Source organism: Endozoicomonas sp. ALB032, assembly GCF_049310125.1.
Classification (GTDB): Bacteria; Pseudomonadota; Gammaproteobacteria; order Pseudomonadales; family Endozoicomonadaceae; genus Endozoicomonas_A.
This window is the reverse complement of the sequence record NZ_JBLYNW010000001.1, coordinates 6,060,105-6,084,336: the sequence shown is the minus strand read 5'-3', so window position 1 is coordinate 6,084,336 and position 24,232 is coordinate 6,060,105. Positions and strand designations below refer to the sequence as shown.

Genomic DNA, 24,232 nt, shown 5'->3' with positions numbered 1-24,232 from the left:
AGCCAGAAATATTCGATTCCGTATGGTTGAGTACTTAACAGACTTCATCAATTTTGAATGCCTTTACTCATCGGGGGGTGAAGGCTTAAGAGATACCAGATATGTATTCTGACATTAATCATTCCGACATAGCCGGTTCACCTTCGCTACCAGCTGTAAGCACTTCATTGGCGCAAGAACCATCGGCTGTCGGTGCGGGCAGGTCCGTCGCTGTTGTTGACAAAGAAATAGAGAAAACAGTTTTATTACACGATTTGCCCGAGGAATTAACCCTCAAAATTTTTCGCTTTTTGGAACTTCGGGATATTGTCAGTTTGCAACAGGTATCTACTCACTTAAACAGGTTTATTAAAAACGAACATGTTCTGGAAAGGACATGGTATGGCCGGTTTTCTTTATCACATCAATATCAATTGAAAAAAAGCCTTCCTGTAGAGGATAAAGAACATCTTCGAAATTGGCTGCGACCGTTTACGAGAGATCAGGCGTTAGTTGAATCACTCATAACACACCGAGAGGCCGTTTATTTTCCTGCCCTTTTCCATTTCGCCAAAGCCCGACTGATGTCTCAATACGAAACGTATAATGTCGATATAGAGGCCGTTATTGCTCATGACGATAAGGTGAACTCAGCCACCTTCAGCGCCGATGGTAGGCACCTGGTGACGGCCAGTGACGACGCAACGGCGATAATCTATGGCCAGAGGACTGATGGAACATGGGAAAAAAAAGGCGTCATTTCCCATGACGATGTTGTCAAATCAGCCCTCTTTAGTGTTGATGGCCGCCAACTGGTGACCGCCAGTAAGGATAACACGGCGAAAATCTGTGTTCAGGGAGACGATGGGTCATGGGAAGAAAAACTCACCATTGTCCATGATGCCCGGGTCCACTTTGCCGCCTTCAGCGCCGATGCCAGCCATTTGGTGACCGCCAGTGTCAATAACACAGCAAGAATCTATGGTCAGGAAGTCGATGGATCATGGGTAAAAAAAATCACCATTTTTCATCACCAACGGATCAACTCAGTCACCTTCAGTGCCAATAGTCGCCGTGTGGTGACAGCCTCCAACGATGGCACAGTGAAAATCTATGGTCAAAAGACCGATGGTTCATGGGAAGAGGAAACCGTCATTTCTCATGATCATAAGGTCAACTCAGCTGCCTTTAGTGCCGATGGCCGCCATTTGGTAACGGCCAGTGAAGATAACACAGCGAAAATCTACGGTCTGAAGGACGATGGATCATGGGGAGAAGAAGCTGTCATTTCCCATAGGAGCTATATCAGCTCAGCTGCCTTAAGCCCCAATGGCAGCCATGTGGTGACGACAAGTTACGATTACACGGCGAAAATCAACAGTAAGAAAGACGACGGATCATGGGAAGAAAAACGCACTATTTCCCATGATGACTACGTCAGCTCAGCCACCTTCAGCCCCGATAGCCGCCATTTGGTGACGGCCAGTGACGATGGCATGGCGAAAATCTATGGTCTGAAGACTGACGGATCCTGGGTCGAAAAGACCATCATTTCCCATCTGGGTGTTGTCACATCAGCCATTTTTAGCGCCGATGGCCAGCTTTTGATGACCGCCAGTTGGGATCGTACGGCAAAAATTTATGGTCAGTATATTAATGGATTATGGGTAGAAAAAGCCGTTGTTGCCCATAGAAGTTTGGCCAAATCAACCGCCCTCAGTGGCAATGGCCACCATTTGGTTTTGCCCTCTCTCCATAACATTTTGATGATTTATAAGCTATCGATGAAGCATTGATTGTTTGCTGTGATCAATAAAAGGAACGCCATTGCGCATGTGCTGAAAGGCAGAAATTTCTTTAGTGGCACTTTACAACCTATTATGAACTTTTATTTCAAAGCCGACTCTAAGTACTCAACCATACGAAATCATATTTTCTGACTTATTGTTCAGGCACTCGCGGCAACTGCTCCTGCGTTGCTCGAGCTCCTGCATCCATGCAGTCGTGATGCGTTGCAACTCTGGTCACATAGCTTGCTATGTTCCCGTCGTTGCGCCTTGCAGAGCACCTGCCCAATAAGCCAGAAATATTCGATTCCGTATGGTTGAGTACTTAACAGACTTCATTCATTTTGAATGTCTTTGCTCATCGGGGGGGGGGAAGACTTAAGAGAAACCAGATATGTATTCTGACGTTAATCATTCCGACATAGCCGGTTCACCTTCGCTACCAGCTGTAAGCACTTCATTGGCGCAAGAACCATCGGCTGTCGGTGCAGGCAGGTCCGTCGCTGTTGTTGACAAAGAAATAGAGAAAACAGTTTTATTACACGATTTGCCCGAGGAATTAACCCTCAAAATTTTTCGCTTTTTGGAACTTCGGGATATTGTCAGTTTGCAACAGGTATCTACTCACTTAAACAGGTTTATTAAAAACGAACATGTTCTGGAAAGGACATGGTATCGCCGGTTTTCTTTACCACACCAATATCAATTGCAAAAAAGCCTTCCTGTAGAGGATAAAGAACACCTTCGAAATTGGCTGCAACCGTTTACGAGAGATCAAGCGTTAGTTGAATCACTCATAACACACCGAGAGGCCGTTTATTTTCCTGCCCTTTTCCATTTCGCCAAAGCCCGACTGATGTCTCAATACGAAAAGTATAATGTCGATACAGAAGCCGTTATTGCTCATAATAACTGGGTGAAATCAGCCACCTTCAGCACAGATGGTAGCCACCTGGTGACGGCCAGTAGCGATGCAACTGCGCTTATCTATGGCCAGAGTGCCAATGGATCATGGGAAAAAAAAGGCATCATTTTCCATCAAGAGGGCGTCAGATCTGCCATCTTCAGCCCCGATGGTCGCCATGTGATGACCTGCAGTTGGGATTTTACGGCAAAAATCTATGGTCAAGTCGATGGGACCTGGGTGGAGAAACTCACTATTTCCCATGATCATTGGCTCAACTCAGCCACCTTCAGCGCCGATAGCAGCCATCTGGTGACCGCCAGTAATGATGAATCGGCGAAAATCTGCGTTCAGGGAGACGATGGCACATGGGAAGAAAAGCTCACCATTTCCCATGATGATAGGGTCAAATTGGCTGCCTTCAGCGCCGATGGCCGTCATTTGGTGACCACCAGTCACGATAACACGGCAAGAATCTATGGTAAGGAAGTCGATGGATCATGGGTAAAAAAAATCACCATTTTTCATGACCAACGGATCAACTCAATCACCTTCAGTGCTGAAAGTCGCCGTGTGGTGACAGCCTCTGAGGATGGCACAGTGAAAATCTATGGTCAAAAGACCGATGGCTCATGGGAAGAAGAAACCATCATTTCCCATGATGACTGTGTCAATTCAGCCACCTTTAGTACCGATGGCCGCCATGTGGTGACGGCCAGTAAAGATGACACAGCGAAAATCTGTGGTCTGAAGGACGATGGGTCATGGGGAGAAGAAGCGATCATATCTCACAATTCCTATGTCAACTTAGCCGCCTTCAGCCCCAATGACCGCTATGTAGTGACGGCAAGTTACACTAGAGCGAAAATCTGTATTAAGAAGGACGACGGGTCATGGGAAGAAAAACGCACTATTTACCATCGTGACTCTATACGCTCAGCCACCTTCAGCCCCGATAGCCGCCATTTGGTGACGGCCAGTGACGATCGCATGGCAAAAATCTATGGTCTGAAGACTGACGGAACCTGGGTAGAAAAGACCATCATTTCCCATCTGGGTATTGTCATATCAGCCACCTTTAGTGCCGATGGCCGCCTTGTGGTGACTACCAGTACAGACAGAACGGTAAAAATTTATGGTCAGGATATTAATGGATTATGGGTAGAAAAAGCCGTTGTTGACCAAATAGGGTTGCCCAATTTAACTGCCCTCAGCGCCAATGGTCACCATCTGGTTTCGCCCTTTTCCCATAACGTTTTGACGATTTATAAGCTATCGATGAAGCATTGATTGTTTGCTGTGATCAATAAAAGGGACACCATTGCGTATGTGCTGAAAGGCAGAAATTTCTTTAGTGGTTCTTAACAACCTATTATGAACTTTTATTTCAAAGCCGACTCTAACTGACTTCATCAATATTGAAATTCCTTGCTAATCGGTGGGAATAATCAACCAAGAGAAACCAGATGTATTCTGATGTTAATTATTCCGACATAGCAGGTTCCCCTTCGATACCAGCTGTAAGCACTTCATTGGCGAAAGAACCGTCGGGAGTCAGTGCGGGCAGGTCCGTTGCTGTGCCTGAAAAAGAAATAGAGAAAACAGCTTTATTACACGATTTGCCTGAGGAAATAACCCTCAAAGTTTTTCGTTTTCTGGAGCTTCGGGATATTGTCAGTTTGCAGCGGGTATCTACTTACTTAAACAGGTTTATTAAAAACGAACATGTTCTGGAAAGGACATGGTATCGCCGGTTTTCTTTACCACACCAGTATCAATTGAAAAAAAGCCTTCTTGTAGAGGATAAAGAACATCTTCGAAATTGGCTGCGACCGTTTACGAGAGATCAAGCGTTAGTTGAATCACTCATAAAGCACCGAAAGGCCGTTTATTTTCCTGCCCTTTTCCATTTCGCCAAAGCCCGACTGATGTCTCAATACGAAAAGTATAATGTCGATACAGAGGCCGTTATTGCTCATAGTGGCCAGGTGAAACCAGCCACCTTCAGCCCCGATGGCAGCCACCTGGTGACGGCCAGTGAGGACGCAACTGCGCTTATCTATGGCCAGAGTGCCAATGGATCATGGGAAAAAAAAGGCATCATTTCCGATCAAGAGGGCGTCAGATCTGCCATCTTCAGCCCCGATGGTCGCCATGTGATGACCTTCAGTTGGGATTTTACGGCAAAAATCTATGGTCAAGTTGATGGGACTTGGGTGGAGAAACTCACTATTTCCCATGATGATTGGATCAACTCAGCCACCTTCAGCGCCGATAGCAGCTACCTGGTGACGGCCAGTGACGATGCAACGGCGAAAATCTGTGTTCAGGGAGACAATGGGTCATGGGAAGAAAAACTTACCACTTACCATGATGATTGGGTCAACTTAGCCAACTTCAGCCCCGATAGTAGCCATCTGGCGACCACCAGTTACGATTACACGGCAAAAATTTATGGTCGGGGAGTCGATGGATCATGGGAAGAAAAATTCACCATTTTCCATGGCCTGTGGATCAACACAGTCAACTTCAGTGCCGATGGCCGTCATCTGGTGACTGCCAGTGACGATGGCACAGCGAAAATCTATGGTCAAAAGACCGATGGCTCATGGGAAGAAGAAACCATCATTTCCCATGATGACTGTGTCAACTCAGCCACCTTTAGTGCCGATGGCCGCCGTGTGGTGACGGCCAGTAAAGATAACACTGCGAAAATCTGTGGTCTGAAGGACGATGGGTTATGGGGAGAAGAAGCCATCATATCTCTTAATTGCTGTGTCAACTTAGCCGCTTTCAGCCCCAATGACCGCCATGTAGTGACGGCAAGTTTCACCAGAGCGAAAATCTATAGTAAGACGGACGACGGATCATGGGAGGAAAAACGCACTATTTCCCATCGTGACTCTATCCACGTAGCCACCTTCAGCCCCGATAGCCGCCACTTGGTGACGGCCAGTGACGATCGCACGGCGAAAATCTATGGTCTGAAGACTGACGGATCCTGGGTTGAAAAAACCATCATTTCCCATCTGGATATTGTCTTGTCGGCCACCTTTAGCGCCGATGGTCGCCTTGTGGTGACCAGCAGTACAGATAGAACGGCAAACATTTATGGTCAGGATATTAACGGATTATGGGTAAAAAAAGCCTTTGTTGAGCAGACATGTTTTCCCACATCAACTGCCCTCAGTGCCAATGGCCATCATTTGGTTTCGCGCTTTCGCCATGACAAATATAGAATTTATAAGCTATCGATGAATCATTGATTGTTTGCTGTGGTCAATAAAAGGAACACCATTGCGCATGTGCTGAAAGGCAGAAATTTCTTTGCTGGCATTCAATAACATAGTATGAACTTTTATTTCAAATCCGAGTCAAACTCACTTTATCAATATTGAATATCTTTGCTCATCAGAGGGTGTCGCAAAACTTCAACAGCTCGTTCTCACGCTCTGAAGTCGTCATTCCCGCGAAGGCGGGAATCCAGCGCCAACGGTGGATCTCTGCCTTCTCGGGGATGACAAGGCCAGGGGGACACTGGGCAGTATGGTTCTGGTGGAGAGTCAGTGTGGATTCCCGCCTTCGCGGGAATGACGAGAATGAAGCCGGGAATGACGAGAATGAAGCCGGGAATGACGAGAATGAAGCCGGCAATGACGGGAGTCAGCGCGTTCCCACGCCGGAGAGAGTTTTGCGACACCCTCTCTGCGCGGGAATGCATACCTCCCCTGAAAAGCGGACTCTGCAGCTCAAGATAGGTATGGGTTCCCACGCTGGGACCCACAGGGCCTAAAAGCATGGGAACCAGAGTTTTGCGACAGCCTCATCAGGGGGAGGGTGAAAACTTAGGAGAAACCAGATATGTATTCTGAGGTTAATCATTCCGACATAGTCGGTTCGCCTTCGCTAACAACTATGAGCACTTCATTGGGAGAAGAATCATCAGGTGTCAGTGCAGGCAGGTCCGTCACTGTGCCTGACAAAGAAATAAAGAGAACAACTTCACTGCACGATTTGCCCGAAGAAATAATCATCAAAATTGCGCGCTTGCTGGAATTTCAGGATATCGTCAGTTTACAACAGGTATCTACTCACACACACACTGCCATTAAAAACGATCCTGTACTGGAAAAGGCATGGTATTGCCGGTTTTCTTCACCACATCAGTACCAACTAAAGAACATTCTTCCTGTAGAGGATAAAGAACAGCTCCGAAATTGGTTGCGACCGTTTACGAAGGATGAAACGTTAGTCGAATCAATATTAGAACACCGAAGTTATGATTATTTTCCTGCTCTGTTTTATTTCACCAAAGCTCGACTGATGTCTCAATGCAAGATGTTTAATGTAGATACAAAAGTGATCCTTAACCATTCTGGTTTTTGGGGTGGTGTGTTCTCAGCCACCTTCAGCGCCGATGGCAGCCACCTGATAACGAGGTGCGCAGACGGAAAGGCCAGAATTTACCATAACAATGGATCATGGGATAGAAAAGCCATTATTCCCCATAGAGATGAGATCGTGTCAGCCATCTTCAGCGCTGATGATCGCTACGCAATGACCGTCAGTTTCGATAAAACGGCAAAAATCTATGGTCAGGTCGACGATGGGTCATGGGAAAAGAAACTCACTATTTCCCATGGTGATTGGCTCAACTCAGCCAACTTCAGCGCCGATAGTCGCCATTTTGTGACTGCCAGTAAGGACCAAACGGTGAAAATCTGTGTTCAGGGAGATGATGGATCATGGGAAGAAAAACTCACTATTTCCCATGATAATTGCTTTGACTTAGCCATCTTCAGTGCCGATAGTAGCCATCTGGTGACCACCAGTTACGACGATTACACAGCAAAAATTTATGGTCGGGGAGTCGATGGATCATGGGAAGAAAAATTCACCATTTTCCATAGCCTGTGGATCAACACAGTCAACTTCAGTGCCGATGGCCGTCATCTGGTGACTGCCAGTGACGATGGCACAGCGATAATTTATGGTCAAAAGGCTGATGGCTCATGGGAAGAAGAAACCATCATTTCCCATGATCACAGGGTCAAGTCAGCCATATTCAGTGACGATGGCCACCATGTGGTGACCGCAAGTAAGGATCATACGGCAAAAATCTATGGACAGAAGAGCGACGGCTCATGGGAAGAAAAGTGCACTATTAACCATGGTCGCCATATCCTCTCAGCCAACTTTAGCCCCGATGGCCGCCATGTTTTGACCGCAAGCAAAGATCATACGGCAAAAATCTATGGCCAGAAGAGTGATGGTTCATGGGAAGAAAAGTGCACTATTAACCATGGTCGCCGTGTCCTCTCAGCCAACTTCAGCCCCGATGGCTGCCATCTGGTGACGGCCAGTAAAGATGGCACAGCGAAAATCTATGGTCTGAAGACTGACGGATCCTGGGTCGAAAAGGCCATCATTTCCCATGAAGCTTCACTCAAAACAGCCACCTTTAGTGTCGATGGCTGCCTTGTGATTACCACCAGTATGGATGGAACGGCAAAAATTTATGGTCAGTGGGCTAATGGGTCATGGATAGAAAAAGCCGTTGTTACCCATAGAGGTATGGCCGAAACTGTCCTCAGTGCCGATGGCTACCATTTGGTTTCACCTTTTCTCTTTGACAATTTGAGAATTTATAAACTATCGATGAAGAACTGATTGTTTGCTGAGATCAATAAAGGGACACCATTCTGAATATACTGAAAGGCAGAAGTTTTTTTTAGTAGCAATTAACAACCTATTATGAACTTTTATTTCAAAGCCGACTCTAATTGACTTCATCAATTTTGAATATCTTTGCTCATCAGGGGCAGGGTGAAGACTTAAGAGAAACCAGAGATGTATTCTGAAGTTAATCATTCCGACATAGCCGCTTCACCTTCACTTCCATCTGTGAGCACTTCATTGGGGGAAGAACCCTCAGGCGTCAGTGCAGGCAGGTCCGTCACTGTGCCTGACAAAGAAATAAAGAAATCAACTTCATTGCACGATTTACCCGGGGAAATAATCATCAAAATTGCGCGTTTGTTGGAATTTCGGGATATCGTCAGTTTACAACAGGTATCTACTCACACATACACTGCCATTAAAAACGATCCTGTACTGGAAAAGGCATGGTATTGCCGGTTTTCTTCACTGCACCAATATCAACTAAAGAAAATTCTTCCTGCAGAGGATAAAGAACAGCTCCGTAATTGGCTGCGACCGTTTACGAAGGATGAAACGTTAGTCGAATCAATAATAGAACACCGAAGTTATGATTATTTTCCTGCACTGTTTTATTTCACCAAAGCTCGACTGATGTCTCAATGCAAAACGTTTGATGTAGATACTGAAGTCATCATTGAACATGATGACTCTGTGAAATCAGCCAATTTCAGCGCCGATAGTCGTCATGTCGTGACCGCCAGTTATGACAAAACGGCAAAAATCTTTAGCCAGATGGCCAATGGATCATGGGAAGAAAAAGTGATCATTCCTCATAATTATTGGGTTAAAGCGGCCACTTTCAGCCCCGATGGCCGCCACGTCGTGACCGTCAGTTGGGATAACACGTCAAAAATCTATGGTCAGGGAGTCGATGGGCTATGGAAACATAAACTCACCATTACCCATGATGGTTTGATCGCATCAGCCACCTTTAGCTCTGATGGTCTCCATGTGGTAACCGCCAGTGACGACTGTAAGGCAAAAATTATTAGCCAGATGGCTGATGGATCCTGGGAAGAAAAACTCACCATTTCCCATGATGAATTCGTCAAGTTTGCCATTTTTAGCCCCGGTAGCCGTTTTATGATGACCGTCAGTTACGATCACACGGCGAAAATTTTTTGCCAGGGAGACGATGGAGCATGGAAAGAAAAAATGACTATTTTTCATGATTACTGGATCCTTTTAGCCACTTTTAGCGCCGATGAAGGCCGTTTGGTGATCGTTAGTTGCGACAGCAAGGTGAAAATCTATGACCAGATGGCCGATGGATCATGGGAAGAAAAAGTTACCTTTTTCCATAATCACTGTATCAACTCAGCCACCTTCAGCGCCGATGGCTGCCATTTTTTGACTGCCAGTGAAGATAATACAGCGAAAATCTGTGATGAAAAGGCCGACGGCTCTTGGAAAGAAACCATCATTTCCCACGATGACGAAGTCAACTCAGCCACCTTCAGCCCCGCTGGCGATCATCTGCTGACGGTCAGTAGAGATGGCAAAGTGAAAATCTATTGTCTGGAGGCCGATGAATCATTGGAACATAAAACCACCCTTTCCCATGGTAGCGATGTCGTCTCAGCCCTCTTCAGTGCCGATGGTCGTCATGTTGTGACCGCCAGTGAAGATGGCACAGCGAAAATCTCTGGCAGGAAGTCTGACGGTTCATGGGTTGAGAAAGCCATCATTTTCCATAAAGCTTCGGTCACCTCGGCCACCTTCAGCGCTGACGGCCGCCATGTGTTGACCACCGGTGAAGATGGAACGGCAAAAATTTATGGTCAGGAGACTGATATGTCCTGGGTAGAAAAAGTCATCATTTCCCATAATCATTCGATTAGATCGGCCACCTTTAGCGACGATGGCCACCACGTGATGACCCTCTGTAGTGATAACAAGGTGCGAATTGACAGGCTACGGGGGAATGATTTAATCGGGGTTAAAAACTTAAGAGAAACCAGATATGTTTTCTGACGTTAATCATTCCGACATAGCCGGTTCACCTTCGCTACCAACTGTGAGCACTTCATTGGGAGAAGAACCATCGGGTGTCAGTGCAGGCAGGTCCGTCACTGTACCTGACAAAGAAATAAAGAAAACAATTTCATTGCACGATTTGCCCGAGGAAATAATCGTCAAAATTGCGCGTTTGCTGGAGTTTCGGGATATCGTCAGTTTACAACAGGTATCTACTCACACATACACTGCCATTAAAAACGATCCTGTACTGGAAAAGGCATGGTATCGCCGGTTTTCTTCACTGCATCAATATCAACTAAAGAAAATTCTACCTATAGAGGATAAAGAACAGCTCCGTAATTGGCTGCTACCTTTTACGAAGGATGAAGCGTTAGTCGAATCAACAATAGAACACCGAAGTTATGATTATTTTCCTGCTCTGTTTTATTTCACCAAAGCTCGACTGATGTCTCAATGTAAAACGTTTAATGTTGATACAGAAGTTATTGTTTACCATGGTGATTTTGTCAACTCAGCTGCCTTTAGCCCCGATAGCAGTCATTTGGTGACCGCCAGTGTCGATCAAACGGCAAAAGTCTGTTGTCAGAAGGCCAATGGAACCTGGGTAGAACAAGCCAAAATTTCTCATGATTTTTTTGTCGACTCGGCGAACTTCAGTGCCGATGGCCGTCATCTGGTGACCGTCAGTTGGGATTATACGTTGAAAATTCATAGTCAGGACGATGATGGATCATGGCAAGAAAAAGCCACCATTCCCCATGATCCCTGGATCAACTTAGCCACCTTCAGCCTGGATAGCTGCTATCTGGTGACCGCTACCAGGGATAACAAGGCAAAAGTCTATGGTCAGGGTGTCGATGGGTCATGGAAAGAAAAACTCAGCATTTCCCATAATAACTCGGTCATCTCAGCCGCCTTCAGCGCCGATAGCCGCCATGTAGTGACCACCAGTTACGATAGCACGGCAATAATCTATGGGCAGAAGACCGATGGATCATGGCAAGAAGAAACCACCATTTTCCATAATCGCTTTGTCAAGTCAGCCATCTTTAGCCCCGATGATCGCCATGTGTTGACCGTCGATGATGATTACAAGGCAAAAATCCACGGCCAGGAGGACGATGGATCATGGCAGCAAAAAGCCACTATTTGCCATAAGGGGGGAGTCAACTCAGCCACCTTCAGCGTCTCCGATGGTCGCCATGTGGTGACCGCCAGTAAAGATGGTACAGCGAAAATTTATGGTCAGAAGACCAATGGCTCATGGGAAGAAGAAGCCACCATTTACCACGATCACTGGGTCACCTCAGCCACCTTCAGCGCCAACGGCTACCATGTGCTGACGGCCAGTGACGATAACACGGCAAAAATTTATGGCCAGAAGGGCGGTGGGGTATGGGAAGAAAAACTCATTATTTTCCATGATGGCGATGTCATCTCAGCCATCTTCAGCCCCGATGGCTGCCACGTGTTAACCTCCAGTAAAGATGGCACGGAGAAAATCTGTAGCAGGAAGGCTGATGGATCATGGACTGAAAAAGCCATCATTTCCCATAAAGATTGGCTCATGCCAGCCACTTTCAGTGCCGATGGTCGCTATCTGCTGACCACCTGTAAAGATGGAACGGCAAAAATCCATGGTCTGGAGCTTGATGGATCATGGGTCGAAAAAGTCTTCATTTGCCATGATGATCCGATCATATCAGCCACCTTTAGTACTAATGGCCTCTATGTGGTGACGAGCTTTAGCAAACACGTGATTGTTAATAAACTTCAGATGCATCATTGACTGCCTTGTTGTGACAAATAAAAGAGAGACCATTCTGCATGGTCTGAAAGACAGAAGTTTCGATAACTGCAATTAACACCCTGTAATGAACTTTTATTTCCAAACCGACTCTAACTGGTCACATCAATTTTCCAACTTCTCTGTTAATTAAAATGGACTAACTCAGGAGCAGCCAGACGTGCATTCCAGTAATAACCTCGGAGTAATTGATTCACCCTTACGGCCACCTGTGAGCACTCCATTGGAGAGAGAACCATCGGGTGCCAGTGCCGGCAGGTCCATCACCATACCTGACAAAGAAGCCGGGAAGACAGCTTTATTGCAGGATTTGCCCGAGGAAATAACCATCAAAATTATTCGCTTGTTGGCGTTTCGGGATATTGTCCGTTTACAGCAGGTATCTACTCATTTACACGGGGTTATCAAAAGCGATCATGCTCTGGCGAAGGCCTGGTATCAACGCTTTTCTTTATCACATCAAAATCAACTAGAGAAAATTCTTCCTGCTGAAGATAAAGAACAACTTCGTCATTGGCTGCGACCGTTTACGAAGGATAAAGCGTTAGTCGAAGCAATCATAGAGCGCCGGGATAGGCATTACTTTGCTGCTCTATTCTATTTCACCAAAGCTCGACTGATGTCTCAATGCAAAATATTTAACGTAGATACAGAACTCGTTATTGATCATGATTACTTTGTCAGTTCAGCCAGATTCAGCACCGATGGACGCTATATGGTGACCAGCAGTTTTGATAACACGGCAAAAATCTTTGGCCAGGAGGATGATGGATCATGGGATCAAAAAGCCATCATTGAACATGAAGGTTCAGTCGAGTCAGCGAGATTCAGCCCTGAGGGTAGCCATGTGGTGACCGCCAGCAATGATGGCACAGCGAAAATCTATGTCCAGAAGGACAATGGATTATGGGAAGAAACGATCACCATAACCCATGATGATCAGGTTGACTCAGCCATATTTAGTCCCGATGGGTGCCATGTGTTGACATTCGGTGACGATAACAAAGTAAAAATCTGCAGTCAGGGTTTCGGTGGTTCATGGGAAGAAAAACTTATCATTTCTCATGAAGCTAAAATCAACACAGTCAGATTCAGTCGCGATAGCCGTCGTGTGGTGACAGCCAGTGACGACTATGATGCGAAAATCTTCGCTCAGCAGGATGATAAATCATGGAAACTTCAAGCCACCATTTCTCATGATAACGATGTCAACTTTGCCAGGTTTATTGACGATGGCCGCCTTGTGCTGACCGTCACTGAAGATGATGAGGTGAAAATCCATGCCCAGGTGGCCGATGGGTTATGGGTAGAAAAAGTCACCATTTTCCACAGTGGTGCAGTCAACGCAGTGAGCACCGGTGATGGCCTTGTGGTGACGGCCAGTAGCGATAACACGGCGATAATCTTCGGCCAGAAGAGCGATGGATCATGGGAACAAAAAGCGATCATTTCCCATGGTTGTCAAGTCAGGTCAGCCGATTTCAGTCCCGATGCCCGCCATGTGGTAACCGCCAGTTTTGACAACACGGCGAAAATCTATGGCCAGAAGGCCGATGGATCATGGGAAGAAAAAGTGACCATTCCCCATGATGACTGGGTTACAGAAGCCTCTTTCAGCCCCGATGGCCGTCATGTGGTGACGGCCAGTGTAGAGGGCGTATGCACACTCTTTGATAAGAATAAAGGCGGCACGGCGAAAATCTATGGTATCAAAGCTGATGGATCCTGGGTCGAAAAAGCCATCATTTTCCATAAGCTTTCGGTCACCTCAGCTACCTTCAGCGACGATGGCTGCCTTGTGCTGACCACCAGTAACGATGGAACGGCAAAAATCTATGGTCAGCAGACCGATGAATTATGGGTCGAAAAAGCGATCATTTCCCATGAAGATCCAATCAAATTAGCCACCTTCAGCACCGATGGACACCATGTACTGACTACCAGTAGTGGTAATAAAGTGCGAATTAATAAATTGCAGATGAATGATTGTTTGCTGTGACGAATAAAGGGGATGCCTTGTAAATGTGCTGAAAGTCAGAAACTTTGTTATTTGCACTTAACAACATGTTATGAACTTTTATTTTAAAAACACTTCTAAGTTACATATCAATTTTAAATGTCCTGAAATAGTCATTTAGGAGAAACCAGAAGTGGATTCTACAACTAATAAATCCGACATGGTTGGTTCATCCTTACCCCCAACCAAGCACGCACGATTGGGGGAAGAACCATCGGGTGCCAGTTTGGGTAGATCCATCGCTATACCTGATACCGAGATAAAGAAAACAGTCTTATTGCAGGATTTACCCGAGGAGTTAACCCTCAAAATTATTCGCTTGCTGGAGTTTCGGGATATTACCCGTTTACAGCAGGTATCTACTTACTTATACAAGGTTGTTAAAAGCAATCATGCTCTGGCAGAGGTCTGGTATCACCGCTTTACTCCAGAGCACCGATATCAACTAAAGAAAGCCCTTCCTGCAGAGGATGAAGAACAACTCCATAACAGGCTACGACCGTTCACGAAGGATGAAGCATTAGTCAAATCACTTATAGAACTCCGGGAGAGTACTCATTTTCCTGCACTATTCTATTTCACCAGAGCACGACTGATGTCTCAGTGTGAAACGTTTAATTTGGAGCCAAAAGCCACCATTGTTCATCGTTGTTATGTTGCCTCAGCCAAATTCAGTGCCAATGCCCGCTATCTGCTGACGGCCAGTTATGATGGAACGGCAAAAGTCTACGGTCAGAAGGCTAATGGAACATGGGAAGAAAAACTCACCATTTCTCATGAGGATGAGGTTCATTCAGCTACGTTCAGCCCCGATAGTCGTCATCTTGTGACCGCCAGTAGAGATAATACGGCGAAAATTTATAGTCAGAAGGCTGATGGATCATGGGACAAAAAAGCCGTCATTTCCCATAAAAATACAGTCACCTCAGCCACCTTCAGCCCAGATAGTCGCTATGTGGTGACTGCCAGTTACAGTGGCAAAGCGAAAATCTATGGTCAGAAGAGCAATGGCTCATGGGAAGAAGAAGCTATCATTAACCATCATCACTATGTCAACACCGCCACTTTCAGCTCTGATAGCCTTTATGTGGTGACCTCCAGTAGTGATAAAACGGCAAAAATCTTCGGCAAGTTGGATGATGGATCATGGGAAGAAAAAGTCACCATTTGCCATAATCGCTGGGTAGTGTCAGCCATCTTTAGCCCCGATAACCGTTATCTGTTGACCATCGGTCTCGATAACAGGGTGAAAATCGTTTATGGATCATGGGAGTCAGAAGTCACCATTGATCATGATGACACTGTCAACACAGCCATCTTTAGTGCTGATAGCCGCCATGTGTTGACAGCCAGTGACGATAACACGGTGCAGATCTATTGTCGGAAGGACGATGGATCATGGGGAAAAGAAGACGAAGACATCATTTCCCATGGTGACCATGTCAACACAGCGGCCTTCAGCCCCAATGGCCGCTACCTGGTGACGGCCAGTGATGATGACATTGCGCTAATCTGTGGTCAGAAAGACGACGGATCATGGGAAGTAGAGCGTACTATTAATCATGATGGCGCTGTCATCTTAGCCATTTTCAGCCCCGATGGTCGCCATGTGGTGACGGCATGTGTGGATGGCTCGGTGAAAATCTATGGTCAGAAGGCTGACGGAGTATGGGTCGAAAAAGCCAACTTTTCCCATAAAGGTCCGGTCATCTCAGCCACCTTCAGCCCCGATGGTTGCAATTTGTTGACCGCCAGTGAAGACAGCAACACGGTGAGAATCTTTGGCCAGAAGGCTGACGGATCATGGGTCGAAAAAGCCACCATTGTTCATGATTATCGGATCATTTCCGCCACCTTCAGTGGCGATTGTAGCCATGTGGTAACCGTCTGTTGTGGTAACAAGGTCCAAATTAATAAACTTTGCATGAATGATTCATTGCTTTCACTCACGCGGTCAGAATCACCACCCTGCCGACAAGAGTTTTCAGAACTCAGAAATACTCCCTAGCCCGGATAAAGACTGTTAAGGCCATTGTTTGGCTCGCTGTTCTTTTGCTCTTTACGCAGTTGCGTACACAACATTATCAGCTCCCTTGTATCGAGCTTTTGTTCATGACCTGAATAGAGACTGGCTTCAAGCTGGTTGAACGAAGCCACTAATGGATCACTGTTGAGTTTTTTCAAACACCTGTCCATGGTCGACAATCCTGAGTTGCCAGACAGAGCTTGAACCCATTCAATAAAACATCGGCGGATCTGAATCAGGTCATTGGCATTGCAGGCATTTTCAAATTTTTGCCAGGCTTCTTTCTCATTGAATCCCTGAGGCTCAGTGGTGGCAGAAGACTCAATCGTCGGCTTTCGGGAAGACCGGCATCGCCATAATGCCAATAAAGTGATCAGCCAGAGTAATCCAAACAAGGCAGATAAAGAAGGCCAAAGCCAGCCTGGTCCCTGGGTGGTGAGATTAGCAACCACAGGTGGACAAACTGTTTCTTCATTCTTTTCGGTAGTCCGGGTTGGAATGTCTGGAGTCGTTGTTAATACTTCGCCGTTTTCCGACGGCAGCACGGTAATGGTTTTGGCAGGAATGGTAGCGACTTTCTCGGTCCGGGTTTTGGTATCAAACCATTGATAATGCACCGGAGGGAGTTCAATTTTTCCGGGACGGGTTGGAATCAGGGCAATAGCTTCTATTCGGCTGCCAATAACACCCGAGTCAGTCGCCTTGTCATCGGTCGCAGACTTGTCCGGGTAAGCATTGATGCCGTCGAGTCTGGGCATGCTAATGGCGGGCAACTGAACACCGGTGAGTCCTTCAGCTTCCACAACAATGGTTCGAGTGATGGCGTCGCCCACTTTGACCTTGTCCAGTGGTGCACTCCAGCCATCGGTCAGGGTCAGTTTTCGAGCAGGCAGCCAGACCGTACCTTTAAAGCTGTCTGGTTGTGGCCGGACATTGAGGGTGATTTCAGCAGATCGGGCTGCAACGGGCTTGCCACTCATTGAAAAAATACTGCCAAAAGTATCCCGGCGGTCTGGCATGGTGGCTGAAAAAGTCAGGCCCGGAATGTCCATCGGACCTGGTTTTTGCGGATGAATCGAGAAGTTCAGTTCAAAGACACCGTATCGGGTACCGTCCATAACCGTATCATAGTTCCGGGTTTCCCCCAGTTGTTGCACAATAGCACCGTCGATATTTACGGGTGAAAGTCGACGGTCGTCGTAAAGCTGGACCCGATAGTAAATCTTCAGGGTCAGGATCACCTCTTCCTGAACATAAGGTGTTTCATTACTGATTTCAGTTCGGATGAAAACCGGGCCGATCCCTCCTGATCCGGCTTTTTGTTCAGTGGGCGTGTTGGATACTTCCAATCGAATAGCTTTTGAAGTCATACCTTCTAATTGCAGGCTGGGTATCAGCAAACGACCGGACTTTTTAGGTGACAGCGTGATAATCCAGTCACGCCAGGATTCATTTTTACCGTTAATAATTCGAACCTGACGACTTTGGCGGGTCCCCAGTATGTCAAAGTCATTTTCCAAGGGTGACAAATCGGGGGCAGCACTGGTATCACTGTCTGTTCTGAGGGTGAGTTCCAGAGTCTCGTATTCTGCCAGATGAGTCCGGTCAACAGAGGCAGTCAGTGCAGCCATCCCCTGTGCAGTGAGAAACAACCCTGTCAGCAGGATCAGTACTTTACTGAGTTTGAAAAAAATTGACTTCACCATGACTGCTCCTGTTGTCTTTTTTGCTCTCTCTGTTGTTGAAGGAATTTGCGCCTGAGTAGGCCACCGGGGTCGTCCGGTATGGTTTTTAACCAATTTTCAATGGCTTGCTGGTCCGGGCTGGTGGTTTGCTGTTCTTCAGGATATCGCAGTGCTTGCTGCGCCTGATCACCCTGTTCCTGAGGCTCTCCGGCACTGGCTTGTTGTTGCTTGCTCTCAGCTGGATTCTGTTGTTCAGACTCCTGATCCTGCTGACCAGAGTATGAGCGTTCTTTCTGATCTTCCTGTTGCTGTTGGCCTGGCTGGGATTGAGAAGATTGTTCTTGTTCCTTATTCTGTTGACCAGAGTTCTGCTGTTGCTGATTTTCCTGACCCTTGTCGGAACTTTGTTGTTGATTATCAGAGTTCTGTTGCGGGTTCTGTTGACTCTGACCCTGCTGGCTCTGATCTTTTTGCTGATTCTGCTGATTCTGCTGATTCTGCTGATTCTGCTGATTCTGCTGATTCTGCTGATTCTGCTGATTCTGCTGATTCTGCTGATTCTGCTGATTCTGCTGATTCTGCTGATTCTGCTGATTCTGCTGATTCTGCTGATTCTGCTGATTCTGCTGATTCTGCTGATTCTGCTGATTCTGCTGATTCTGCTGATTCTGCTGATTCTGCTGATTCTGCTGATTCTGTTGATTCTGTTGATTCTGCTGTTGGTTGTTGTTCTGGCCCTGTTGCTGTTGCTGCTTTATCAGTTCTTCAATCAGCTTTTTATTGGCGGCGGCATCTTCCATGGCAGGGTTTAGCTCAAGGGCTCTGTTGTAGGCTGCTACCGCTTCATCGAGTTTACCGGCTCGGGAAAGAGCATTGCCCTGATTGTAAAAGCCGTCAGCGGTATCGGAACGGGCAAACTCAGTGGCTGCTTCTTCGTACATACCTGCCTGATAGAGAGCTTCAGCTTTCCAGTCCGGTTGGGTGAATTTTTCAGCGGCCTGTTCGGGCTTTTTGTTGTTGAGTTCTTCCATAGCCTGTTGGTTGCTGTTTTGCCAGAGACTATGCCATTCCAAAGCTTGTGCCGGGGGCGAGGGGAGTATCGCTGCCACCAGAAAGATAGTTAACCAGCCTTTTCTGAAACCGGCCATTGCCAGAGGCAAAATCAGCAGTACTAACCAGAAGCCGACATCCTGCCATTGGTCAAACTGACTCTCAACTCTGACTGAGTTGTCATTCAGTCCCGCTTTTGGCAGAACGGCTTGCAAATCACTATCATCCAGAGTCATGTCGGCATAAACGCCACCCGTCGATTGTGCAAGCTGACGCAGTTGCTGACGTTCCTTCTTCGGAATAATAATGGTGCCTTGTTTGTCTTTAAGGAAGCCGCCTTCGGGCAGGCTGATGGGAGCGCCTTCCTCGCTGCCAATGCCCAGAATTGAGAGAGTGCTGCCGCTATCCTTCAGCAGTGAGCGTATCTCGCTGACCTGCGTATCTGGAACCTGGTCGGTAATCAGGAGGATATCGCCCGCTTCTCCTGCCCCCTGCTTGAGTAATTCAACGGCCTCCTCAAGGCCCTTCAGGGCATTATCTCCCTGTTCCGGCATGATCTGGGGGCTCAGCGCCGGAACCAGATTGGCTAAAGTACGATTGTCGTCTGTTAAGGGCGCCGCAGTGTGGGCTGAGCCTGCGTAGGCCACCAGAGCTGAAAGCCCGTCTTTACGCATTTTAAACAGGTCCAGCAGTTTGTAACGAACTCTGGAAAGTCGATTGGGTGTAACGTCTTCAGCATACATTTTGTGTGACATATCCACCACGACTACCATGGGTTGAAGGCTCTTGTTGACAGGAGTGGGGATTTTTTGCCAGGTTGGGCCTGCCAGTGTCAGGACGGCCAGTATCCAGCCTGCCAGAAGCAGGTAGACCGGGAGTCGGCTCTGTTTCTTACTGCGACCCTGTAAAAGGTGTTGCAACAATTCAGGGGCGATAACCCGTTTCCAGTCTCCGGACTGCAGCTGTTGACGCCAGAGAGCGATCAGCAGAATCAGACACGGGATGAAGGCCAGCAACCACAGTGGGCGTAGAAAATGGAATTGACTGATAAACGCATTCACTGGCGATTCCTCCCTGTCTGGCTAATAGATGCTTCAGGAAAGACTCTCAGTGTTGCCATAATCAGGCTGAGAATCAGGGCCAGTGCCAGAGGCCAGAAAAACAGCGCTATGCTGGGCCTGAAGCGTTCTTTGTTCTGCTTTACAGGCTCCAGGTTGTCGAGTTCGTCGTATATTTTTTCAAGCCCTTCGGTATTTTTTGCCCGGAAATACTGTCCACCCGTGAGCTCTGCAATTTCTTTCAGGGTTTTTTCGTCCAGGTCTTCAGAAGGGTTGATCCGACGTGCGCCAATGGATGAACCAAAGAGGCCTGGCTGAATCATTTCATCCGCTCCCAGGCCAATGGTATAAATGCGAATGTTTTCTGAAGCGGCCAGCTTTGCAGCCTGAACAGGCGTAATCTCTCCAGCAGTGTTGGCACCATCGGTCATTAGTATCAGAATCCTGCTGTCCTGGGGGCGTTTACGAAGATGCTTTACTGCCAGACCCAGGGCATCACCAATGGCGGTTTTGTTGCCTGCCATGCCAATCGTAGATTCATCCATGAGGGTGCCAATGGTTTTCAGGTCAAAGGTAAGAGGTGCCTGCAGGTAGGCCTGGGTTCCAAATAGAATCAGCCCAAGTCGGTCCCCTTTGCGTTGGTCAATAAAGTCGTTGAGGACGTGTTTGGTCACCACCAGACGATTCACTGCCTGGCCATTCAGTTCCATGTCGGCGATTTCCATACTGCCGGAGAGGTCGACGGCGATCATCAAGTCTCTTCCTGATCTCTCTATTTGAACCGTTTCTCCCAGCCAGACCGGTCTTGAAGCGGCGAGCACCAGCAGCATCCAGATCAGCCAGGGGATCAGGCTCTGCCAACGCTTAAGTGTTTCCCGGTGCTCAGAATGCTCACCGGCAATATCGGCCAGATCTCGATAAAAAGGGACCCTTAAAGCTGCACCAGCGGCACGGGGGGCGGGGCTTACAAAACGATAAACCAGCCAGGGCAGGGGGGCGGCCAGTAACATCCAGGGCCATTGCAACTCAAGCATGGTGTTTCCTGATCCAGCGGACTGTCAGTTTATGGAGCTGGTTCACATCAACCTCTGATTTGTCTTTCGCGGTGGACGTTTCTTTTTCTGTGGACATTTCGTTTGCCACAGGCATTTTTTGAAAACGGGCGTCGCCCAGAGACTGTCCGGGTTCCCCGCTGAATGCAAGGATGCCACTCTTTCGGGAGAGAAACTCCAGCCAGGGGGTCCCGTGAAGAGAAGCAACCTTTTCGGCCGGGTAGGCATGCAGTGCTGTCTGTTTTAGTAAACGGTTACAGTCGTTGGCAAACTGTAGCGAATTCTGGTGATTCTGATAGGCGCTGAAAATAATATGGGCCTGTTTGCGTGCCTGCCTGCGGTAACGATTTCGACGAATGTAGCGAACCACAAATAAGGTCGTCAGGGTGACAACCACTATTATCAAAACTGCGGATAGCCACCAGCCGGGAGCCAGCGGCCAGAAACTGACCGGGTCGGGTAGACGATTGGGTCGGAGTTGATCCAGAGGATTGGGTGTCATACCGACCTCCGGGGGGTTATACGGGAGCCAAACCAGGCTTGAAGTTGAGAGCCGGTATCCTGGTCAGCCCCAAGCTCCAGTAGCGGCACCTTGAGACTGGCAAGCTGGTTTTTCAGAGAGTTCTGAAAACGATGATGCCGGGATCGGTATTCCTGGCGAAGGTGTCTGGAGCGGGTGTTGATGGTTTGCTGATGCATGCCATTGGTAATGTCGTAGCGTCCGGGTGTGGGTAACTCAGATTCCAGCGGATCTGTCACTTGTATGGCCATTAACTCACAATGCCCTGAAAGCCGGGAAAGATGGCGAAAGCCTTCTTCGCCAAGCTGCTGAAAATCACTGATTACGAAAATATGAGTACCCGGATGAGCCACCCTGCGAGCGTGTCGCAATGCTCTGCCCAGATAGTTGTCCTGTGGTTGGTGAGAGATGGTTTCAGCCTTCAGGCTTTTATTATGATGTTCAAGCTTGTTGAGCAGGTGCATCAGGGTTTTTTTGGAACGCTTGGGACGAATCTCACTGAGTCCCTGCTCATCAAAAATTAAACCTCCGATACGGTCACTGTGCTGGAGCGCGGCCCAGGCCAGCAAAGCACCGGCTTCGACAGCAGTGACAGACTTGAAGTTCAACTGACTGCCAAAAAACATCGAATGACTCTGGTCAACCAGAACCAGAACCGGGCGTTCTCGTTCTTCCCTGAAGAGTTTGGTATGAGGTTTCATCCTGCGGGCTGTGACGCGCCAGTCAATAGACCGGATGTCGTCACCAGGTTGATAAGCCCGCACTTCCTCGAAGTCGATTCCTCTGCCTTTGAAAGGCGAATAGCCTGTACCTGCCAGCAAACTGCGGGCATGGCTTTGACGGAAAATGGCCAGTTCCCTGGCCTGAAAACGCAGGCCGACCAGTTCTTTTAGTTGCGAGTATGCTCCACTCATTCTTTGCTCCTGGCTCAGGCAACAGGAACCAGATTCAGTAACTGATCAATGATGTGATCAGCGTCTTTTCCTTCGGCCTCTGCCTCAAAACTCAGCAGAAGACGGTGCCGAAGGACATCGTGGGCAACCGCCTGTACGTCATCCGGGCTGACAAAATCCCTGTCGTTCAGCCAGGCTCTGGCGCGGGCACAGCGATCCAGGGCAATCGTACCACGGGGACTGGCACCGTAATCGAGGTATTCACCCAGACGATCATTGTAGAGGGCCGGGTGACGGGTGGCATTGATCAGCTGAACGATGTATTCCTCAACCACAGGCTCCATGTGAACGGCCAGGGTTTCCTGTCTCGCGGCCAGAACGTCAGCCTGGCTCACGGGCGTAACCGGTTTTACCGGAGACTGCTTCATGGCTTCACCGCGGGCGAGCCTGAGAATCTGCCGCTCGGACTCTACATCGGGGTAACTGACCCGGACGTGCATCAGGAAGCGGTCCAGCTGGGCTTCCGGTAGAGGGTAAGTACCTTCCTGTTCAATCGGGTTCTGAGTGGCCATAACCATGAATACTTTAGGGAGTGGATAGGTTTTTCGACCCACGCTGACCTGGCGCTCAGCCATGGCTTCCAGCAAAGCGGATTGGACTTTGGCCGGAGAGCGATTGATCTCATCGGCCAACACCAGATTCTGAAAGATAGGACCAGGCTGGAAGTGGAAGCTGCCGTCTTCAGGGGTATAAATATCGGTACCGGTAACGTCTGCCGGCAGCAGGTCCGGTGTGAACTGGATACGGTGGAATCCAGCCTCCAGACCGTCGGCCAGGGCCTTGACGGCCCGGGTTTTTGCCAGGCCCGGGGCGCCTTCGACCAACAAGTGTCCATCGGCCAGCAGGGTGATCAATAAACGGTCTACCAGATGCTCCTGTCCGATAATACTGTTACACAGGTACTGCCTGAGTTCATTCAATACTGAATTGTTAGACATAGAATCTTGAATCCCGGATAGCTTCTGGCGGCTGAGCGGTGGACATGCCTGACAGCTGCCTGTGATTATATGAGTTCGTTACCGTATCCGAACAGCGACAACAGATATCTTATTCATCTTGCTTTTATAAGATGCCTCTAGGAGCCTGACCGAGAATAGACTGCCCTACTGCGGCGGCAGCAAATTGGTCTGTAAATCCGCTTTTGTTCGTCAAATAGCTCGCTATTCTCCTCACAAAACCGAATTTTCATCCTCAATTTTCTGCCGTCCTCGCTACGGGCGCTATTCTCGGTCAGCCTCCTAGGAGCCTGACCGAGAATAGACTGCCCTACTGCGGCGGCAGCAAATTGGTCTGTAAATCCGCTTTTGTTCGTCAAATAGCTCGCTATTCTCCTCACAAAACCGAATTTTCATCCTTAATTTTCTGACGTCCTCGCTACGGGCGCTATTCTCGGTCAGGCTCCTAGTAAGGCTTTGATAGTGTTAGCCGGTTCGGTTCACCCTGTTCTACCTGTTGCATTTGGTTTCATCGTTGGGTCCAGCCAGCATTCTCCATGTTGAAAGTCCGGTTGGGCAAAGCCCACGGTCTTTACCTACAGTCAGGTAGAGAATTTGTAATATAGGTTCAGTAGCCGCTCAGGTCTAGTCGTCCATGGGAAGCTGTCCGTTATCTGACAACTTCTTTTCGAATTCTGGACAGAGAGACTCAAGACTCTTTTATAAGAGTGCAAAGGCCGATAAGTTAGTAACAGGTC

The 24,232-nt window shown here is 47.9% G+C and carries 15 protein-coding genes; 8 read left to right on the top strand and 7 right to left on the bottom strand.

Going from position 1 to position 24,232, the window contains the following annotated elements; all coding sequences use genetic code 11:
• Positions 1-101 precede the first annotated feature (101 nt).
• The 3 genes from ACO6VG_RS22765 to ACO6VG_RS22755 all read left to right on the top strand — a co-directional run bounded on the left by ACO6VG_RS22765 (position 102) and on the right by ACO6VG_RS22755 (position 5,936).
• On the top strand, positions 102-1,775 hold the full coding sequence (locus ACO6VG_RS22765) for an F-box/WD repeat-containing protein (RefSeq protein ID WP_422412739.1): 1,674 nt from the start codon (positions 102-104) through the stop codon (positions 1,773-1,775).
• Positions 1,776-2,160: 385 nt separating this feature from the next.
• On the top strand, positions 2,161-3,960 hold the full coding sequence (locus tag ACO6VG_RS22760; RefSeq protein ID WP_422475782.1) for an F-box/WD repeat-containing protein: 1,800 nt from the start codon (positions 2,161-2,163) through the stop codon (positions 3,958-3,960).
• A gap of 176 nt (positions 3,961-4,136) precedes the next feature.
• Positions 4,137-5,936 carry an F-box/WD repeat-containing protein gene (locus ACO6VG_RS22755; RefSeq protein ID WP_422475780.1) on the top strand — a complete coding sequence of 600 codons (1,800 nt, stop codon included), beginning with the start codon at positions 4,137-4,139 and terminating at the stop codon, positions 5,934-5,936.
• A 179-nt stretch (positions 5,937-6,115) separates the two neighbouring features.
• On the opposite strand, the gene ACO6VG_RS22750 is transcribed toward ACO6VG_RS22755, so the two are convergent.
• Positions 6,116-6,370 (bottom strand): hypothetical protein, encoded by a 255-nt coding sequence (locus tag ACO6VG_RS22750; RefSeq protein WP_422475778.1) that lies wholly within the window; start codon positions 6,368-6,370, stop codon positions 6,116-6,118.
• Between the two features lie 161 nt (positions 6,371-6,531).
• Between ACO6VG_RS22750 and ACO6VG_RS22745 the strand changes: the two genes are divergently transcribed.
• From ACO6VG_RS22745 to ACO6VG_RS22725, 5 genes are all read left to right on the top strand, one after another.
• Positions 6,532-8,340, top strand: coding sequence for an F-box/WD repeat-containing protein (locus ACO6VG_RS22745; protein ID WP_422475776.1), 1,809 nt, complete (start codon positions 6,532-6,534; stop codon positions 8,338-8,340).
• A 180-nt stretch (positions 8,341-8,520) separates the two neighbouring features.
• Positions 8,521-10,365: an F-box/WD repeat-containing protein gene (locus ACO6VG_RS22740; protein WP_422475774.1), complete on the top strand. Its 1,845-nt coding sequence runs from the start codon at positions 8,521-8,523 to the stop codon at positions 10,363-10,365.
• Positions 10,355-12,160, top strand: coding sequence for an F-box protein (locus ACO6VG_RS22735; protein WP_422475772.1), 1,806 nt, complete (start codon positions 10,355-10,357; stop codon positions 12,158-12,160). The genes ACO6VG_RS22740 and ACO6VG_RS22735 overlap by 11 nt, the downstream gene beginning before the upstream one ends.
• Positions 12,161-12,338: 178 nt before the next feature.
• Positions 12,339-14,177, top strand: coding sequence for an F-box-like domain-containing protein (locus ACO6VG_RS22730; protein WP_422475770.1), 1,839 nt, complete (start codon positions 12,339-12,341; stop codon positions 14,175-14,177).
• Positions 14,178-14,328: 151 nt separating this feature from the next.
• Positions 14,329-16,203: an F-box/WD repeat-containing protein gene (locus ACO6VG_RS22725; protein WP_422475768.1), complete on the top strand. Its 1,875-nt coding sequence runs from the start codon at positions 14,329-14,331 to the stop codon at positions 16,201-16,203.
• Here ACO6VG_RS22725 and ACO6VG_RS22720 read toward each other — a convergent pair.
• The 6 genes from ACO6VG_RS22720 to ACO6VG_RS22695 are packed head-to-tail and all read right to left on the bottom strand — an operon-like array spanning position 16,200 to position 23,477.
• On the bottom strand, positions 16,200-17,927 hold the full coding sequence (locus ACO6VG_RS22720) for a BatD family protein (RefSeq protein WP_422475766.1): 1,728 nt from the start codon (positions 17,925-17,927) through the stop codon (positions 16,200-16,202). The two genes, ACO6VG_RS22725 and ACO6VG_RS22720, sit on opposite strands and share 4 nt — an antisense overlap.
• A complete protein-coding gene (locus tag ACO6VG_RS22715) occupies positions 17,921-20,017 on the bottom strand; it encodes a VWA domain-containing protein (RefSeq protein ID WP_422475764.1) in 2,097 nt (698 codons plus the stop codon). The genes ACO6VG_RS22720 and ACO6VG_RS22715 overlap by 7 nt, the downstream gene beginning before the upstream one ends.
• Complete coding sequence (locus ACO6VG_RS22710) at positions 20,014-21,048, bottom strand: vWA domain-containing protein (protein WP_422138400.1); 1,035 nt, start codon at positions 21,046-21,048, stop codon at positions 20,014-20,016. The genes ACO6VG_RS22715 and ACO6VG_RS22710 overlap by 4 nt, the downstream gene beginning before the upstream one ends.
• Positions 21,041-21,568, bottom strand: a complete 528-nt coding sequence (locus tag ACO6VG_RS22705; protein WP_422134375.1) for a DUF4381 domain-containing protein — start codon at positions 21,566-21,568, stop codon at positions 21,041-21,043. The genes ACO6VG_RS22710 and ACO6VG_RS22705 overlap by 8 nt, the downstream gene beginning before the upstream one ends.
• Positions 21,565-22,500: a DUF58 domain-containing protein gene (locus tag ACO6VG_RS22700; protein ID WP_422475762.1), complete on the bottom strand. Its 936-nt coding sequence runs from the start codon at positions 22,498-22,500 to the stop codon at positions 21,565-21,567. Before ACO6VG_RS22700 ends, ACO6VG_RS22705 begins: the two co-directional genes overlap by 4 nt.
• Positions 22,501-22,514: 14 nt before the next feature.
• Complete coding sequence (locus ACO6VG_RS22695) at positions 22,515-23,477, bottom strand: AAA family ATPase (RefSeq protein WP_422475760.1); 963 nt, start codon at positions 23,475-23,477, stop codon at positions 22,515-22,517.
• Positions 23,478-24,232: the final 755 nt, after the last annotated feature.

What these genes read in the sequence shown, in the direction of transcription:
- ACO6VG_RS22765 (WP_422412739.1), top strand. Translation starts at nt 102, where the DNA reads ATGTATTCTGACATTAATCATTCCGACATAGCCGGTTCACCTTCGCTA.
- ACO6VG_RS22760 (WP_422475782.1), top strand. Translation starts at nt 2,161, where the DNA reads ATGTATTCTGACGTTAATCATTCCGACATAGCCGGTTCACCTTCGCTA.
- ACO6VG_RS22755 (WP_422475780.1), top strand. Translation starts at nt 4,137, where the DNA reads ATGTATTCTGATGTTAATTATTCCGACATAGCAGGTTCCCCTTCGATA.
- ACO6VG_RS22745 (WP_422475776.1), top strand. Translation starts at nt 6,532, where the DNA reads ATGTATTCTGAGGTTAATCATTCCGACATAGTCGGTTCGCCTTCGCTA.
- ACO6VG_RS22740 (WP_422475774.1), top strand. Translation starts at nt 8,521, where the DNA reads ATGTATTCTGAAGTTAATCATTCCGACATAGCCGCTTCACCTTCACTT.
- ACO6VG_RS22735 (WP_422475772.1), top strand. Translation starts at nt 10,355, where the DNA reads ATGTTTTCTGACGTTAATCATTCCGACATAGCCGGTTCACCTTCGCTA.
- ACO6VG_RS22720 (WP_422475766.1), bottom strand. Translation starts at nt 17,927, where the DNA reads ATGGTGAAGTCAATTTTTTTCAAACTCAGTAAAGTACTGATCCTGCTG.
- ACO6VG_RS22710 (WP_422138400.1), bottom strand. Translation starts at nt 21,048, where the DNA reads ATGCTTGAGTTGCAATGGCCCTGGATGTTACTGGCCGCCCCCCTGCCC.
- ACO6VG_RS22705 (WP_422134375.1), bottom strand. Translation starts at nt 21,568, where the DNA reads ATGACACCCAATCCTCTGGATCAACTCCGACCCAATCGTCTACCCGAC.
- ACO6VG_RS22700 (WP_422475762.1), bottom strand. Translation starts at nt 22,500, where the DNA reads ATGAGTGGAGCATACTCGCAACTAAAAGAACTGGTCGGCCTGCGTTTT.
- ACO6VG_RS22695 (WP_422475760.1), bottom strand. Translation starts at nt 23,477, where the DNA reads ATGTCTAACAATTCAGTATTGAATGAACTCAGGCAGTACCTGTGTAAC.